General features: G+C 73.5%; 12 protein-coding genes. 4 read left to right on the top strand and 8 right to left on the bottom strand.

Features of this window, described 5'->3' with window-relative positions:
• Positions 1–18: 18 nt before the first annotated feature.
• Both ACFYM2_RS01075 and ACFYM2_RS01070 read right to left on the bottom strand, forming a co-directional pair.
• Entirely contained in the window at positions 19–528 is a 510-nt protein-coding gene (locus ACFYM2_RS01075; RefSeq protein WP_388832314.1) for a hypothetical protein, read from the bottom strand.
• A gap of 169 nt (positions 529–697) precedes the next feature.
• Positions 698–1903 carry an alpha/beta hydrolase family protein gene (locus tag ACFYM2_RS01070; protein WP_388832312.1) on the bottom strand — a complete coding sequence of 402 codons (1206 nt, stop codon included), beginning with the start codon at positions 1901–1903 and terminating at the stop codon, positions 698–700.
• Positions 1904–2093: 190 nt separating this feature from the next.
• Between ACFYM2_RS01070 and ACFYM2_RS01065 the strand changes: the two genes are divergently transcribed.
• The gene (locus ACFYM2_RS01065; protein WP_388832309.1) at positions 2094–2324 is read left to right on the top strand and encodes a hypothetical protein; all 231 of its coding nucleotides are present in this window, start codon (positions 2094–2096) and stop codon (positions 2322–2324) included.
• 36 nt (positions 2325–2360) lie between these two features.
• Here the strand turns inward: ACFYM2_RS01065 and ACFYM2_RS01060 are convergent, their stop codons facing one another.
• Positions 2361–3338, bottom strand: a complete 978-nt coding sequence (locus ACFYM2_RS01060) for a LuxR family transcriptional regulator (RefSeq protein WP_358994512.1) — start codon at positions 3336–3338, stop codon at positions 2361–2363.
• A 494-nt stretch (positions 3339–3832) separates the two neighbouring features.
• On the opposite strand from ACFYM2_RS01060, the gene ACFYM2_RS01055 reads away from it, so the two are divergent.
• From ACFYM2_RS01055 to ACFYM2_RS01045, 3 genes are all read left to right on the top strand, one after another.
• Positions 3833–4090, top strand: a complete 258-nt coding sequence (locus ACFYM2_RS01055) for a hypothetical protein (protein WP_358994515.1) — start codon at positions 3833–3835, stop codon at positions 4088–4090.
• A 29-nt stretch (positions 4091–4119) separates the two neighbouring features.
• Positions 4120–4713, top strand: coding sequence for a hypothetical protein (locus ACFYM2_RS01050; RefSeq protein ID WP_350231107.1), 594 nt, complete (start codon positions 4120–4122; stop codon positions 4711–4713).
• A gap of 110 nt (positions 4714–4823) precedes the next feature.
• The gene (locus ACFYM2_RS01045) at positions 4824–5768 is read left to right on the top strand and encodes a hypothetical protein (protein ID WP_388832307.1); all 945 of its coding nucleotides are present in this window, start codon (positions 4824–4826) and stop codon (positions 5766–5768) included.
• 276 nt (positions 5769–6044) lie between these two features.
• Here ACFYM2_RS01045 and ACFYM2_RS01040 read toward each other — a convergent pair whose 3' ends face one another.
• The 5 genes from ACFYM2_RS01040 to ACFYM2_RS01020 form a co-directional block, all read right to left on the bottom strand.
• A complete protein-coding gene (locus ACFYM2_RS01040) occupies positions 6045–8738 on the bottom strand; it encodes an AAA family ATPase (RefSeq protein ID WP_388832304.1) in 2694 nt (897 codons plus the stop codon).
• 36 nt (positions 8739–8774) lie between these two features.
• Positions 8775–10802, bottom strand: coding sequence for a carbamoyltransferase C-terminal domain-containing protein (locus ACFYM2_RS01035; protein ID WP_388832301.1), 2028 nt, complete (start codon positions 10800–10802; stop codon positions 8775–8777).
• A 77-nt stretch (positions 10803–10879) separates the two neighbouring features.
• Positions 10880–11212 carry a YciI family protein gene (locus ACFYM2_RS01030; protein WP_358994526.1) on the bottom strand — a complete coding sequence of 111 codons (333 nt, stop codon included), beginning with the start codon at positions 11210–11212 and terminating at the stop codon, positions 10880–10882.
• A 40-nt stretch (positions 11213–11252) separates the two neighbouring features.
• On the bottom strand, positions 11253–14195 hold the full coding sequence (locus ACFYM2_RS01025) for an NHLP bacteriocin export ABC transporter permease/ATPase subunit (protein ID WP_388832297.1): 2943 nt from the start codon (positions 14193–14195) through the stop codon (positions 11253–11255).
• A 37-nt stretch (positions 14196–14232) separates the two neighbouring features.
• Positions 14233–16488 (bottom strand): NHLP family bacteriocin export ABC transporter peptidase/permease/ATPase subunit, encoded by a 2256-nt coding sequence (locus ACFYM2_RS01020; protein ID WP_388832294.1) that lies wholly within the window; start codon positions 16486–16488, stop codon positions 14233–14235.
• Positions 16489–16491: the final 3 nt, after the last annotated feature.

The raw sequence follows: 16491 nt of genomic DNA, 5'->3' as shown, positions 1-16491 counted from the left end.
GGCAGACACCCCCTAGGCTCAGCGCAGGACTTCGACGAGGATGACCCAGGCGTTGACGGCTGCGACTGTGATGGCCAGGACGAACGCGGCGGGCAGCCAGTACAGGCCGCCCCCCTGGCCGACGGCGAGGGATATACCGGCCGCCAGCAGGGTGAGGGTCAGCGCGGCGGCGACGGACAGCCTGAGCAGCGTCGCGGTGGTCGGTGCGCCCTTGCCTCGACCGGATCGCACGGCTCGGCAGGGGGAGATCGCGCTGCACATGGCGTTGATGAGGACGAAGGCGGCCAGTGCGGTCCGGTTGAGGGCCGGGGTCAGCGTGACCAGACTGACGACCAGGACGATGAGCAGCGCGACAAGGGCTTCGAGTGCGCGGCCTGTCAGGGAGTTGTGGCCTTCGCGTTTCTCCATTTCCAGGACGGTGCGGAGGTTGACGCTCAGGCCGACGAAGATGAGGCCGCAGAGCGCTGCCGCGGCGCCTCCCGCGCACAGGAACAGGTCGGTCCAGCCTTCGGTGGCGTAGCCGGTCATCTTCGGGGCCCTTCGTCGGTCCGGGATCTCGCCTCTGCGGATCTGGTCTGATGCTGCGGGGCGTCCGTTCGACGCGTCCGGCTGTGGTCGGGGCCCGGGTTGGACAGGGAGGCGCGGGGCCCCGGGGTTCGCTGTTCCGGGGCCCCGCGGGGTATGGCGGGGAGTTCGGTTACTTCGCCGGGGTGAGGGTGGTGTCGAGCCAGTCGAAGGTGATCTGGTTGAAGCGGGACATGGCTCCCATGTGGCAGTGCTCGCCCGCGCCTTCGTCCTCGGGAAGGGTGATCAGGGTGTGGGGGCAGGTCAGGGCGTCGCTGACAAGCTGGGGCTGGCCGCGGAAGAACTGGTCGTTCTCGGCGTCCAGGACGAGGGTGGGGCACTGGATGAGCTGGGCGACGCCCTTGAGGGTGTAGTCGGTGGTGCGGCGGATGTAGTCCGCGGGCGAGGCGGCGCCGAACGCCCACACACCGTTGCGCAGGGCCCAGCGCAGCTGGGTGTTGTTCTTCATCATCAGGCCGACGACGGGGTTGGCCAGCTCGTCGCGTCCGGTCTCGACCCACTCGGTCAGGAACGGCGGCATCATCCGGGTGTGGGCGTCGTAGTAGTCGTACAGGCCGTCGTCCAGGACCAGGGCGGCCAGGCGGTGCTCGTGGGCGGCGGCGCGGGCGGTCAGGTAGCCGCCGAGGCTGTAGCCCATCAGGGCGAGCCGGTCGGGGGCGATCTCGGGGCGGGTCAGCGCGTAGTCGACCACCGGCGAGACCACCGCCTCCCAGTCCGGGCGGAAGAAAAGACCCTGCTCGCGCAGCGCCGCACCTTGCCCGGGGCCGTCGTAGGCGAGCACGTTGTAGCCGCGGCGCAGCGCGGCCGCGCCGACGACGAAGTAGACCTCTTCCAGGGTGGAGTCGAAGCCGCTGGTGAAGATGACGGTGGGGCGGGGGGTGCCCGAGTCGTCGACGAGGAAGAGGTAGCCGGGCAGGGTGGTGTCCTCGTAGGGGATCCGGACGGCTTCGACGGGGGTGTCCATCAGGGACGCGGCGGTGGCGAAGGTTTCGCGGGAGAGCGTGGACAGGCGCTTGGCCTCGGGGTCGTTGGCGGGGTCGTCGCGGCGGTAGAACTCGGCGGTGCGGTAGTAGCTGGAGGCGCGCAGCAGGGCTTCGCGGGCGCTGACCCGGTGCCTGCCGGTCAGGGCGTGGATGGCGATCGCGTGGACGCGCTCGGCGGTCTTCGTCCACTCGCGCAGCCAGGCGTCCTCGTCGCCTTCGGGGATGTTGTGGGCGGTGGCCAGGACCTCGCCGAGGTCCGCGCCGCCGGAGTTGGCGAACCCGGCAGCGCGCAGTGCCTCGTAGGAGAAGGACTCGTCCTCGTACAGGAATCGCATGATGCCACCTCAGTGTCGTGCAGCCGAGACGGGTCCGTTCCGTCTCGCTTCGAGAAGGACGGTAGCCCTCATCTAGCCGAGACGCAACCGTTCCGTCTCGTGTGAGGTTCCCGAGCTTGCCTCAGAGCCCTGCCGCACGGCCCCCGGGCCCGGGCGCCGGCCCCCCGGAGGGCCCGTCCTCCAGGACTCCGTGACCGAGGCGATCGTCGCCGTGGAGGGGCGCTGTGTCCGCCGGTACTCCAGCAATGGCAGCGACGGCACCACCCGCTGGCGTCATGTGCACGGCTTCACCACGCTCGACGGGCGGTGCCTCGAATTCGAGGAGGACGCCGCGGTGCCGGCCCAGGGTGACGCCGTCGCCGCGTCCGGTACCGGCCCGAGGACCCCGCGCGCACCCCGCGCTCCGGGGCTGGGGCGGTAACCGCGCCGGCCCCCCGCCACGTACGCCCCGCGTCCCTCAGATCCAGCCCGCTCGCGCCGCCTTCGCGCCGAACTCGAAGCGGCTCGACGCGCCGATGCGGTCGGCCAGTTCGGCCACCATGCGGCGTTCCGTGCGCAGGCCGATGCCCAGGGTGCGGGCGATCGCGTCGTCCTTCGCGCCCGATGCCAGCAGGCGTACCAGCTCGTGCTCCTGCGGGGTCAGGCCGCCGTTGCGGGGCGGGGCGGGTGTGCCGAGCCGGGTGGCGTGTTCCCAGTACGACTCGAACAGCGCCGTCATCGCCGCCACGATCGCCCGGTTGGTCAGCACCAGCGCCGTCGGGCGGCCCCCCTCGAACCCCTCGCCGACCACCGCCGAGGCACCGTCCACGATCAGAAGCCGCATCGGCAGGGACGGCGCGGTACGGATCTCCCCGCCCCGCTCCTTCACCCAGCGGACGTACTCCAGGGTGGCCCGCTCCTTGCTGATGCTGTCCAGGTAGATGCTGCGGAAGGTGACGCCGCGGTCGAGGGCGCGCTGGTTGAGCGGCTGCGCCGCCTCCGTGCCCTCGACGGAGAGCACATTGCTGGGATGGAAGGCGAGCGCTTCGGTGCGGCACTCCTGCGACAGCATCTCCAGACGGGTACGGATCTGGTCCATCCCCACCAGGCGTTCGGTGCCGGTCAGGCCGCCGGACGCGCCCTGCGCCGAGTACTCCGCGGCCAGCGCGGCGAGCGCCGAGCGGTGCTGCTCGATGCGCCACTGCCGGGCGGCCAGTTCGCGCTGTTCCGCCTGGACCAGGACCTCCAGGCCGAGCGCCGGGCTCACCGCGCGCAGGCTGCCGGGCCGGTCCCAGGAAGGTTTGAGGAGCGTCAGGGCGATCAGCCGGTCCACCGCGTTCGTGACCCGCTCCTCGGGCATCGCCAGGTACTTGGCGAGCTCGGGCACCGCTTGTTCCTGATGGAGCAGGATCGCGCGGTAGACCGCCAGCGAATCCTGATCCAGCTCAGCAGGCATCCCCATAGTGCAACCCCTGTCCCCGGCCGTCGACCCGACGGACCCGCCCCCTGGTCCCGCCCGTCCGCGGCACCACCCATCTGCGCGTTCGCGGACCGTCGCGTCCCGCCCGCCGCGGGACGTTCCCCGGCCGCGCAGGACGCCCCGGTCCCGGGCGGCCGCAGGATCGACGGCCGTGCCCGACCTCGAGGTCGGGCAATGCTAGTACGAAATCCGCTGATACGAGCCCGAGTTGGCGCGGTTGCCGCCTCCCCGCCGAGCCACCCCGGACCACACGCGCCCCGCTGCCCTCTCGTCCGGCAGCTTCATGCCCGGCAGCTTCCTGGCTCGCCGGAGCCGGGCCTGAATAACCGGCTCCGGTGTTTTCTATTGGGTGTCGCCAGACGCCGGGCCGTTGAGTTCCGGCCGGCGCGCGGGGCGACACGATCCGAGGCGAAGCACCGGCAGGGGGCCGGCGACCGCCACCGCACCCGCGAGGAACCAGGGGGATTCACATGCGTAACCGGTCCACCGCACGCCACGCCGCTGCCCAGCTCACCGCCGTCGCCTGCACGGCGGCCGTCCTGTTGCTGGGCCTCGTGCTCGGTGCGTCGTCGCTGTTCGGCGGCGGCCACCACGATGCCGGCCCCACAGGCCGTGACACCACCGCGAGACGGACCGTCGACGCCGCGACCGCCGGGCAGTCCGGCCGGTCCACCGTCGTCGACGTGGACTTCCGCTGGGACGGCAAGCCCACCGCCGTACGCGACTGATCCGCTCCGCCTACCCGAGGGAAGCACCAGTGCCGCACCCCTTCTCCATCTCCCCGTCGGTCCTGGTCGCCAGCGCGGCGACCAGGACCGCGCGGGACGTCACGGCGAGCCTGGGCAACCTGGGCGCGACGGTGGCGGTCTGCGCGCCCGAACCGGTGAGCGCCGCCTATCTGTGCCGCGACCTCACGGCGTCCGGGGTGCTCGCCCTGCCCTTCCACAGCAGGCCGGGCGACATCGAGGACATCGCGAGGCTCCTGGTGGACCTCGCCACCGACGTGGGGCCGCTGGACGCGCTGGTCGACCTCTCGCCCGTCGACGCGGCCGAACTCGCCGCGTTACCGGCCGACCCGGACGCCCCGTGGCCCGGCGTGCCCACTTCGCTCCGGCTGACCTGGGCCGTCGCCCAGTCCATGCGGGCCACCGGGCGGCCCGGCCGCGTCGTGCTCCTCGGGGGCCCCGGCGCGGCGGGCGCCGTCCGGCCCGGCGTGCGGCTGCCGCCCGCCAGCCGCGTCGAGCTGCACGTCGTGGAGCCGGCCGACCCCACGGACTCCAAGGGCGCGGGCGACGGCGTCGATCCCTACCCGGCCGAGGCGATCGTGCGCCTGCTGTGGCCCAAGCCCTGAACACCACCCCGGCCGTACCCGGTACCGGACCTGGTCACCCGCCAGGCACCGGGCCGGGGCACGCATACCCGGAGCCGGACGCCGGATGCCGGACCGGACAGGAGAGCGGCATGAAAACCACCGGTGGGGAATCGCTGTGCGCCGAGTTCTTCGGCATCGGGATCACGGTCACCGCCGCTTCCCAGCTCGCCGCCCTGCGCTTCCGCTTCGCCCCGCATCTGATCCCCGAACCGCGCGGCGCCGACCGGCTCCACGTCGACCTCGGGCCCGAACGGCCGGACGGCGCGGCCCAGTTCGTGGTCTCCGGCGCGAACGGTACGCCCATGCTGCGCCGCACCTTCCGGGCCTGGACCAACGTGCCGCCGCCGGTGCCGCCCTTCGCCGCGCTGGCCCGGCGGTTCTGGATCGCCCCGGCCGTGGTCCTGGCGAAGGGGCCGGCCAGCGTCGCGCTGCTCGGCAGTCCCTACGCGCCGCGCGCCGAGGTGGCCCTCGCGCTCGCCCAGCGTTCCTGGCAGTTCGTCTCGGGTCAACTCCTCGTGGTGGACCGGATGGTGGGGCACACGATGCCGTACCTGGTGCCGCTGGAGTTCTACGGTGCTTCGGCGGCCGCGGTGAACACGGACGCGCTGCCCGAGGGGACCTGGCACCGGCGCGCGTCGGCCATCAGCGACGGGGTGCTCCAGGTGCGGCCCGAGCGTCTGGGCGCGGTGGTGCCCGTGCGGGCCAGGCTCGGGCCGCCGGCCCTGGTGCGGCTGTGCCGGGCGCCGGGTGAGACGGTCCGGGTGGCGCCCGCGCACGGGGGGCCCGCCGTCTGGCCACCGGAGGCCGCCGCCGAGACGGCCGCGCTCACCTCTTTCCGCGTCGACATGCCGGGCTCGGGTGGGGCCGAGGAGGCGGCCTGGTTGATCGACGACCAGGTGACGGCTTCGGCGTCCGCCGGGTTCGACGCGGGTGCGGGTGCGGGTGCGGGTGCGGGTGCGGGTGCGGGTGCGGCTGCCGGTGCCGGTGCGGGTGCCGTGGGCCGGGTGCGGGCGATGGACCCCCTCCGCATCTGAGGGGCCCCTCGCCCCGGCCCGTATGCCCAGCCTGTCTGCGGGCCGCCTTCATGTGCGGGTGGTGGGTGGCTGGGCGCGCAGTTCCCCGCGCCCCTGGACGGGGCTTGTGGTGGTCCGGGTGATCTCCGTGTGCGGGTGGTGGGTGGCTGGGCGCGCAGTTCCTCGCGCCCCTGGCGGGGTTTGTGGCGGTCCGCGTGACCCCCCTGAACGGGACGTGCGTGGCTGGGCGCGTAGTTCCTCGCGCGCCTGGACGGGGTTTGTGGCGGCCGGGCGTCTTCAGGCGGGGGGTGTGGGGGCGTTCAACTCCCGCAGGGCTTCGGCCAGTTCGGCTCGGCCGCGGATTTCCAGTTTGCGGTAGATCCGGCCCAGGTGGGTGTCGACCGTCCGCTTGCTGAGGAAGAGGCGTTCGGCCACCTCCAGGTTGCTGAGCCCGGTGAGCACCAGATCCGTGACGCGCCGCTCGCTCGTGGTCAGGCCCGCCCGGCGTTTCGTGCCGGTCCGTAGGTCCGGCGCGTGGGCGGAAGCTGCGCCGCCGGGGCCGTCCCGGCCGTCCTCGGGCGGCTCACCCGGCCCCCCCTCGGCCGACCCGGGCGCGCCCGCGAGCCCAGCCCCTCCAGGCCCGGCCCCGTCGGACCACTTGGCCACACCTGAGCCCGCACCCACACCCCCCGCCCGTACCCCCACCGGCTCCGCCTCCGCGATCGCCAGCGCGGCCTCCGGTTCGCCCAGTTCCTCGTACGCGCGCCGGGCGTCGGCCCGCCACCGTACGCACTCCGGGTTGGCCATGCCGCGCGCGGCCAGCGCGTGGCCGCACTCCAGGAAGAGCTGCAACGCCTCCCCGTGCGCGCCCCGGCCGGCCGCCACCAGGCCCCGCGCCTGGAGGAACTGGGCCCGGATCAGCGGATGCGCGCCGGCCGGGAGCGGCGACCCGGCCAGCACCGTGGCCGCCGCCTCGTGCTGGTCCCTGCGCACCAGGGCGCGGGCGGCGCAGGCGGCGGCCGCGGCCGCGAGACCCGCCGCCCGTACGGATTCGGCGAGCCGCAGCGCTTCCCTGGCGTCGCCGAGAGCCGCCGCCGTACGGTCAAGGCGCAGCGCGATGTCGGCGCGCACGATCAGGGCGAGCGCGAGTTCCCCGGGGCGGGCGGCGCCCCGCGCGGTCAGGACGGTCCGGTCGGCCAGCGCGGCGGCGTCCGGGGCGCGGCCGGTCCAGGCGAGCGCGAGGGCGGCGCCCGGCGCGCCGGTGTCGACGCCGATGAGCGCGGCCGCGTCCGCGCACCGCTCGGCGAGCCGCTGGGCCCGGCGCGGGAAGCGGCCGCCGGCCGCCGTGAGCGCGGCGAGCGCGCCGAGGAACGCGGGCGCGGCGGTGTGCGCCTCCGGTGAGCGGCGCAGCGCGGCCAGCGTGTGGTGCGCGGTGCCCCGGTGGCCGGCCAGCAGGGCCTGGGTGGCGAGCGGCAGCCGCAGGGCGAGCGGTGCCTCCCCGCCGTGACCGGCCTCCAGAGCGGTGGCGGCCTCGACGAAGGAGTGGGCGGCCATCGAGGAGTCCAGGGTGAGGACCGGGCCCGCGAACGGCAGCAGGGCGCGGGCCCGTTCGGCCGGGGGGCGGATCGAGGCGGCCACGGTCGCGGCGTAACGCGCGCAGGCGGCCACGTCGCGGTGCAGTTCGACCGCGCCGAGCTGGCCGGTGACGGCGAGGACGACCTCGGGATCGACGGACTCCGCCAGCGCCCGGCGCAGATAGCGGGCGGCATTGGCCCAGTCGGAGCCGGCGGCGGCCTCGCGCGCGGCGGTGCGCAGGATGGGCAGCGCCCAGGCCCGGCCGCTCGCGCCCACCGACATCAGGTGCTCGGCGGTCTGCGCGGCCGGGGCGCCGAGCCGCAGCAGCAGGGCCGCCGCGCGGGCGTGCAGGTCGAGCCGGGTCTTCGGGTCGATGCGGGAGAGGATCGCGGTGCGCACCAGCTCGTGCCGGAAGCGCTGCGGCGGCCCCGGGTCGATGAGCCCGCTGCGGCGCAACTCCTCGCCGGCCAGCGCCGACTCGAACTCGCCCTGGTCGGCGAGGGCCGCCGCCGTCGCGATGTCGGCGCCCGGCCCCAGGACGGCCAGGTTGGCGAGCAGGTCGACGGCCGCGGGGTGGCGCCGGCTCAGCCACTCCACCGTGGTGTCGGACAGCGTGGCGGCGCCGATCTCCAGGACGGCGCTCTGGTCGGGGGAGCCGGCCGAGACACCGGCCGCGAGCAGCCGGTCGGTGAGCTCCCGAAGGACCAGCGGATTGCCGAGCGAGAGGGTGTGACAGGCGGCGGCGAGCTCGGTGTCGAGGGGCGCGCCGAAGGCCCCCGCCATCCACTGCGCGGCGCAGCTCTCGCACAGCGGCCCCGGCCGCAGCAGCCGGGTGTGCGCGGGCGCGCCGGACTCGGCGGGCGGCACCTCGTGCGCGTCCGGGTCGGCCGTGAAGACCAGGGCCAGCGGGAGCCCGTCGAGGCGGCGCACGATGTAGGAGAGCCAGGCCAGCGACTCCTGGTCGGCGAAGCCCAGATCGTCCACCGCGATCACCACGGGCTTGCCGTCGGACAGCGAGCGGGCCGCCTGGAAGAGGTCCTGGAGCTGTTCGTGCACCTCGGCGCCGCCGGCTCCCGCGCGGGCGGCCGGGCGCAGTTCGAGGCCGCCGGGCCCGGTGCGCCCGGGCCGGGTGAGCAGCCGGTCGAAGAGCTGGCGCACCACGCCGTAGGGGAAGCCCCGCTCGCTCTCGTGGCAGCGGGCCCGCAGGACGACGGCCTGCCCGGGCACCCGGGCGAGCGCGGCCCGCAGCAGCGCGGTCTTGCCGATGCCGCGCGGGCCGTGGATGGCCACCACCGACGAGCGCCCTTCGGCGAGTTCGGCCATGGTCCCATCGAGCAGGTCCAGCTCCTCGTCCCGGTGCAGCAGTCCCGCCGGTCTGCGCGGCCCGCCTCTGGCTCCCCCGTCGACTGCTACCACGTCCGCCCCCGTCAGTGAGGTCAACAATGAGTCCAATTATGCGGAACTTCCGCCTTTTCGCAGGGTGTTGATGACACCGAAGGCGCCGGTCAGCGTCGAGGGGTCGGTGAACGAGGCGCCGGGGCCGTGGGTGCGCCGGAAGTTCTCGGCGAGCCCGGCGAACGACGGGTCGACGGTGGCGCGGTATCCGGCGAGCAGGTTGACGCGTTCGGGTGTGGCGAGCTCCCCCTCGGCGCGCAGTTCGGGGGAGCGGGCGAGCAGGAACATGCCGGGCACGGTGTAACCCCGGTCCAGCCACTCCTGCCAGATCGCGTCCCGGTCCTCCTCCTGGCCGGTGAAGAACTCCACCGCGCGCGGACGCGGCCCTTCCGGCACCAGAGCGTCCAACTCCCGATCCCCGACGCGCAGTTCGATGCGGCGCCCGCACAAGTACAGGACCTTGATGCCCTTGCGTACGCAGAAGGTGAGCGCTTCGGCGGCGGTGTCCACGATCGCCTCGCCCCGGTCGTTGAGCGAGGTGTTGCACAGGATCGGCACCCCCGTCGCGTCCCGGAAGGCCGAAAGGGCCCGGTGCAGCAGGGGGTTGGTCTCCCGGTGCACGACCTGGTGGCGGGCGGAGCCGTCCAGGTGCAGGATCGCCGGGACGCGCCCCGCGACGTCGGGGCGTACCTGGACCGCCTCCAGCATGTACGGCGAGTCGCGGTCGCTCGAGAACCACTCGCCCACGTGCTCGGCCAGCACCACCGGCGCCACCGGCCGCCACCACTGGCGCTGCTTGTGGCCGTTGAGCAGGTCCTTGACCTCGGTGGAGCGCGGGTCGCCGATGAGGCTGCGGTGGCCCAGCGCGCGCGGCCCGATCTCGGCGCGCCCGTCGACCCAGGCGAGCACCGAGCCGGACACGTCGGCCACGAAGCGGTCGTCGTCGAAGGGTTCGTCCGAGACGATCCAGGGCGCGAACTCGGCGAGCGCGTCCCGCACGCCGCCCACCTCGCGCCCCACGTACGCCGACTCCACCCGCAGGTCCGCCTCGTCCAGGACGCCGGTGCCGTGCAGCCCGAGCAGGCCGAGCCCGATGCCCTGGCCCGAGTCGTTGGCGCAGGGCGGGGTGAGCAGGCCGCGGAAGCCGAAGCGGTCCATCAGGAGCGTGTTGGTGGGGCAGTTGAGGGCGTAGCCGCCACTGGTGGACAGATAGCACTCCTCGGCGCGCAGGCCGCCGAGGGCGAGCAGGTGCTCCACGTTGCGTACGGCGACCAGCTCCGAGCAGCGCTGCACCACCTTCATGGCGGCGCTGCGCAGGTTCTCCTCGCGCGAGAACGCGGGGTCGAGCCGTACCGAGCCGAGCTGGGCCTCGGCCGCCTCCACGACGGACCGCACCAGGGCGAAGGCCTCCTTCCACGGCTGCACCTGGCCGCCGTAGAGGGCGATCCGGGCGACCGCGGCCTCGGCGTCGAAGCGGATCTCGGTGGTGCTGGCCGACGCGAGCGCCATCAGGGTGCCGGGTTCCTGCCCGAACAGGGTCTCGGCGGCGGTGTAGAGCGGGGCCGGGGACTCGACGGGGGCGAAGGTGAGGGCGCCCCGGTCGGCGACGGCGCCCGCGTACCAGTAGCGGGTCGGGCCGCCGTCCTGGACGTAGTCGGGCAGCGCGTCGATCGCCATCGCGACGATCTTCTCCCGCTTGAACAGCGCGGTGTCCGTCATCAGGCCGCTGAACAGGTGCGCGAGGCTGTGCACGGGGAAGTCACCGGCGCCGGGCGGCACCGGCACGGGCCGCGCGGCCGGCAGGCCGGGGGTGCCCCAGCTGACGGAGATGTCGGCGAGGGTCAGGCCCTCCTCGGCGAGGAGGGCGCCCAGGAACGCCTCGGCGCGCGCGGCCGTGTACAGCGGCCAGAAGTGGTGCTTCTGCCCGCTGACGCGCTCCAGCTCCCAGACCCGTACGAGCTCCACCGTCGTCCCGCGGCGGCGCCACAGGGCCACGTTCTGGTCGTGCCGGACGGAGAAGACGGCGCCCGGGCCCGGCGGGGTCAGATAGCAGGACAGGTAGTGGGTCGCGGGGTGTTCAGCCATGGTGCGTTCCCTTCAACTCGCTTGCTGCGCAGGTAGGTTGGTGCCGTGCGGGTCATCGGGCGGGTCATCGGGCGCGGTCAGGGGCCGGACGGGCCCGGCCGGTCGCAGCGGCGCACCTCGACCCGGTTGCCGGGCCCGGCCGGCACCTTGGCGCCCCACTCCAGGGCCTCCTCCTCGGTGGCCACCTCGATCAGCCACAGGCCGCCGAGCTCCAGGACGCCCTCACCGGACCTGGCCTCGCCCTCAAGGACGTCGGGGCGGGCGAGCCGGGCGCCGTAGCGCACGCTCACCCCGGCCTCGGCCAGCGCCCGGCCGAACGCGCGGTTGGCGGCGAACCGCTCCGCGCGCTCCTGCTCCGGCATCCGGTCCCAGCTCTTCTCCTCGCCGAAGATGAGCAGCGCGAATTCCACGGGATCTCCTCAGGTCAACCAGTGGGCGGGGCGGGGTCGTTCAGGACATCTGGCGCTGGGCGAGCCGGGCGAAGAGGCCGGCGGAGTCGGCGAGCAGTTCCTCGTACCGGCCCTGCTGGACCACCCGGCCGCCGTCCATGACGACGATCTTGTCGGCGTCCGCGACGGTGGAGAGGCGGTGGGCGATGACGACCCGGCTCGCGTTGAGCCGGCGGGTGGACTCGGCGACCATCTTCTGGGTGGGGTTGTCGAGCGCGCTGGTCGCCTCGTCGAAGAAGACGATGCGGGGCCTCGCCACCAGCGCGCGGGCGATCATCAGGCGCTGGCGCTGGCCGCCGGACAGGGTGCTGGTGCCCTCGGAGAGCACGGTGTTCATGCCCATCGGCATCGCCTCGATGTCGGCGGAGATCCCGGCCATCTCGGCGGCCGCCCACGCGTCCTCGACGGTGTAGCCGCCGCTGCCGACGATGTTGGTCTTGATGCTGCCCGCGAGCAGCGCGCCGTGCTGGAGCACCACCCCGCACTGGCGCCGCACCGCCGAGACGTCGAGCTCCGCGAGGTTCTGGCCGTCGTACAGGACCGAGCCCGCGCTCGGCTGCTCGAAGCCGAGCAGCAGCCTGAGCACCGTCGACTTCCCGCTGCCCGAGGGCCCGACCAGGGCCACGAACTCACCCGGTTCCACGCTCAGGTCGACGTCGTCGAGGACCAGCGGCCCGTCCTCCTTGTAGCGGAACGTCACATGCGAGAGCGCGACCCGGCCCGACAGGTCGCCGGGGTCGGCCTGGACGTCGTTGACCTCGGGCTCGGCCTCCAGGATGGGCCGCAGCTCCTCCAGCATCGGCACCACGCCCATCGCGATGACGGCGGCGGCGGTGAATTGCAGGGAGGCGGCGAGCAGCAGGTTGAACGCGGCGAAGAAGGACAGGAAGGCGGCGACCGGCACGCTGCCGCCGAGCGGGCCGCCGACCACGGCGAACAGGATCGCCGAACACAGCACCGGATAGGCGGCGTTGAAGGTGGTCACCATGTTCTGCACCCGGCGGGCCGACGCCGCTTGGGAGCGGCCCTTGCCGAACTGCTCCGCCCACACCCCGAACACCCGCTCCTCGGCCGCAGTCACCCGCAACTTCGGTATGGCGGTGAGCAGTTGGAACACGCGCGAGGACATCCGCTGCTCGTGCTGGTAGAGGCGGCGCTGCCAGCGCACCTCGAAGTACCCGGCGACCATGGCGAACGCCCCGCCGGCCAGGACGAGAGCGGTCGCGAGGAGCGCGAGCCACACGCTGTAGAAGTACACGAGGGCCAGGTTGGCCAGGCCCGTGAGCAGCCCGAGGGCCGCCGTGGTGGTCATCCCGGACAGCATCTCCTGGGCGGTGCTGATGCCGAGGACGGTGGTGCCGAGCTCGCCCGTGGAGTAGCGCGAGAAGAACGACGCGGGCAGCGAGAGCAGCCGGGTCCACATGCCGACCTGCATCGCGGCCGTCGACCGGCTCTCGATCCGCAGGACGGCGATGTTCTGGAGGATGGACAGGGCGGCCACCACCAGGGCGGAGGCGATCACCACACAGGCGCCCTGGACGATCAGGTCGCGCCGGGCCTCGGCGACGAACGTGCCGAGCACCGCGCCCGTCATGATGGGCACGAGCAGACCGATCACGGAGACGGCGACGCCCATCACGGCGAAGGTCCACAGGTCGCGGCGGTTGTTGCGGAAGCCGAAGCGCAGCAGAGCGCCGATCGTCTTCACCGTCGCGGGCAGCGGCCGGTACAACACCGTCGCCTGGTTGGTGAGTTCGCCGGCCACCTCGCGGGTGAGCGGGGTGACCCGGGCGCCCTCGGCGACGACGTAGCCCCGGCCGATCGGCAGCAGCGCCACCGGGGCGTCGCCGATCTTGCGGTAGCCGATCATCGGGCCGAGGTCCTGCTTCCACCAGGTCCCGTCCAGACGGACCGTGCGGGTGCGCACACCCGAGGCGAGCGCGATGGCCTGGAGCTCGGTGGTGTCCCGGCCGTGTCCGCTGCCCGCGACCGGCGCCTTGACGGTGAAGCCCTGGTGGGACGCGACCAGGCGGGCGGCGGCCAGCGTGGCGGGGTCGGTGGCCACCTCGGCCAGTTTGATACGGGCCTCGGTGTCGCGGATGACGGACTCGAAGCCGAGAGCGGCGCGCGCCAGGGTGGACTTGTCCCGCGCGCGCCGGCGCTCAAGCGCCTCGCGCTCGGCGAGCCGCCCGCGCTCCACCCGGCGGTCGATCACATACAGGAGCCGGGCCGCGTGGGTCACCCAGCGGCCCCACAGCTCCCCGTTGGACAGCAGCTCCTGCACGGAGCGCGAGCGCAGCCGGGTGGGGCCGTGGGCGATGAGCCAGTCGCGTTCGGTGACGCAGATGTCGGTGCCGGGGCCGATCTCGCCCGCCACCCCCTCCACCATCTCGACGTGGCCCTCCTCGATGAGGACCCAGCGCACCCCGTCGACCGACCGGATCGCCTCGCCGTCGGCGGCCTCGGTGGCGGCGCCGGTCGCCAGCGGTACGAACTCACGCGGCGGCAGCACCCCGCGCAGCGCCTCGGCGAGGGCCACGATGCCCTGCTCGACGCCGCGTACGAACTGCTCGACGGTGGCCCGGAACTCGGCTTCGGGCAGGGCCTGCCCGGCCGGTCCCGACAACGACTCGACGTGCGAGAACGGCAGGTGGGACAGGCGCGAGCCGAGCACGGGGCGGCCCACGATGCGGTGGTGGGGACCATAGGGCGTGCCGATCAGGATGGCGCCGCGCTCGACCCGGTTCAGATAGGTCCAGCGCCCCCGCGGCACGCCGTCGCGCATCTCGACCGCGAACAGGTCGACCGCGCCCGACTCCACCACGACCACCCGGCGGATGTCGTCGAAGCGCAGGAAGCGGTCGGCCGTCAGCTCGACGGGAGTGGCCCGCTCGGTGAGGAACGGCATGAGCTCGGCGCCGGCCGGCGGCGGGGCGATGGTCATGCTGCCTCCTTGGGGCGGCGGACGAAGGACGCGGGTCTCATGCGGCGTCCTTCGTGCGGCGGCTCGACTCGATGAGGGCCGCGTACTGGCCGCCGAGCGCCAACAGCTCCTCGTGGGTGCCGCGTTCGGCGATGCGGCCGGCGTCGAGCACGATGATCTCGTCGGCGTCGCGGACCGTGGAGAGGCGGTGCGCGATGGTCAGGCAGGCGCAGCCGCGCCGGCGCAGGTTGTCCATGATGAGCCGTTCGGTCTCCGGGTCCAGGGCGCTGGTGGCCTCGTCCAGGATCAAAAGGGTGGGTTGCAGGGCGAGCGCGCGGGCCAGTTCGAGGCGCTGGCGCTGGCCGCCGCTGTAGTTGCGGCCGTCCTCGTCGACGAGGCTGTTGATGCCGCCGGGCCGGGCGGCGACCGTGTCGAAGAGCGCGGCGTCGCGCAGGGCCGCGATCACGTCGTCGTCGGGGATGTCGGTGTTCCAGAGCGTCAGGTTGTCCCTGACCGTGCCCTCGAACAGGGAGATGTCCTGGTCGACATAGGCGACCGAGAAGGCGAGACGGCTGCGGGAGACCTCCTCGCGCGGCTGCCCGTCGAGCAGGATCTGCCCCGACCACGGCTGGTGCAGGCCGGTGACCAGGCGCCCCAGGGTGGATTTGCCGCTGCCCGAGCTCCCCACGACCGCCACCCGCCGCCCCGGCACCAGGCTCAGGCTGAGGTCCTTGATCACGGGCTCGGCCAGCGGGCTGTAGCCGAACCGCACGTCCTTGAACTCCAGATAGCCGTCGAGCCGGCTGACCTCCCCCTCGTCGGGCAGGTCGAACACGGTCGCCGCCGGGTAGCGCTCCACGTCGTACAGGCGCTTGATGTCGGCGGTGACCTCCTGGAGGCGGCTTCCGAGGTTGGTGAGCTGGGTGACGGGGCGGCTGAGCGCGGCGAGCAGCGTCTGGAAGGAGACCAGCATGCCGACGCTGATCACGCCGTCCACCACCCGTTCGCCGCCGACGAGCAGGATGAGCCCGCTGTTGAGGGCCGCGAGCATCGCGGGCACCACGGTCAGGACGGCCGTCGGCGGCCCGAGGCGCTGCTTGGCGGTGATCACCTTGGCCAGGAAGCCGGCCCAGCGGGTGAACGCGTCCGGTTCGGAGCCGGTCGCCTTGACCGTCTCGATCAGGCTGAGCGTGGTGAAGGTGGTGGCGGTCAGGTTGCCCCGGTCGGCGCGCAGGGCGACCACCGCGTCGGTGCGGGCCCGCGAGACCCAGCGGAGCACCGCGATGTTGAGCAGCGCCATGCCGATCCCGATGACGCCGAGCAGCACGTCGTAGCGGATGAGGACGGCCGCGTAGAAGGTGACGAGGACCAGGTTGATGACGGAAAGGGCGAGGTCGCGGGAGAGGATTTCGGCGACCACGTCGTTGCCGGACACCCGCTTGGCGACCTCGGCGGGCCTGCGCTGGAGGAAGAAGTCCACGGGCAGCCGCAGCAGATGCCGGAAGAAGCGGGCCGAGCTCGCGAGCCCGAGGCGTATCTCCAGGCGCAGCAGATAGTGCCGCTGTACGGAGGTGAGGATCAGGATGCCGAGCGCGGTCGCCGTCATCGCGAGGACCAGGGGCAGCAGATAGCCCCGCTGTCCGCCGGCGAGCACCCGGTCGATGAAGACCCGGCTGAAGGCGGGCGCCGCGATGCCGGGAAGGACGAGCAGGGCGCTGGCCAGGAGCACCAGCGGCAGCGCCCGGCCCGAGGGCAGCCGGCGTTGCAGGAGCGCCGCGCCGACCTTCGTCTCCTTGCCGCCGGGCCGGAAGCCGGGCCCCTTCTCGAAGGACAGGACGATCCCGGTGAATCCGGAGTCGAATTCCTCCCAGTCCATCAACCGGGGCCCTGCGGCCGGGTCGTTGACCGCGACGACCGTCCTGCCCAGCCGGGTCCGTACGCCCTCCACCACCATGAAGTGCTGGAAGGCCCAGAAGATGATGACGGGCGCGGAGAGGTCCTTCAGGGTCTCCGCCTCGGCCTGGTGGCCCTTGGCGGTCAGGCCGTGGGCGCGGGCGGCGGCGAGCACCGTGGAGGCCTTCGCGCCGTCGCGGGAGACCCCGCACAGGCCGCGCAGCTCCTCCAGGGGCACGAAGCGGCCGTAGTAGCCGAGGATCATGGCCAGGCTCGCGGCGCCGCACTCCACCGACTCCATCTGGATCACGGTGGGCACCTTGTGCCGCCAGCGCGCCGAGCGTCTGCCCGGGGTGAGCGCCGCGGGCCGCTCGACGGGGTCGGGCGCGGGGCGCGGCGGGGTGTCGACTGTCTGCGTCATCGC

This window comes from Streptomyces sp. NPDC006711 (assembly GCF_042869775.1).
In the GTDB taxonomy this organism is placed as follows: domain Bacteria; phylum Actinomycetota; class Actinomycetes; order Streptomycetales; family Streptomycetaceae; genus Streptomyces.
This window is presented reverse-complemented; position numbering and strand designations above follow the sequence as displayed.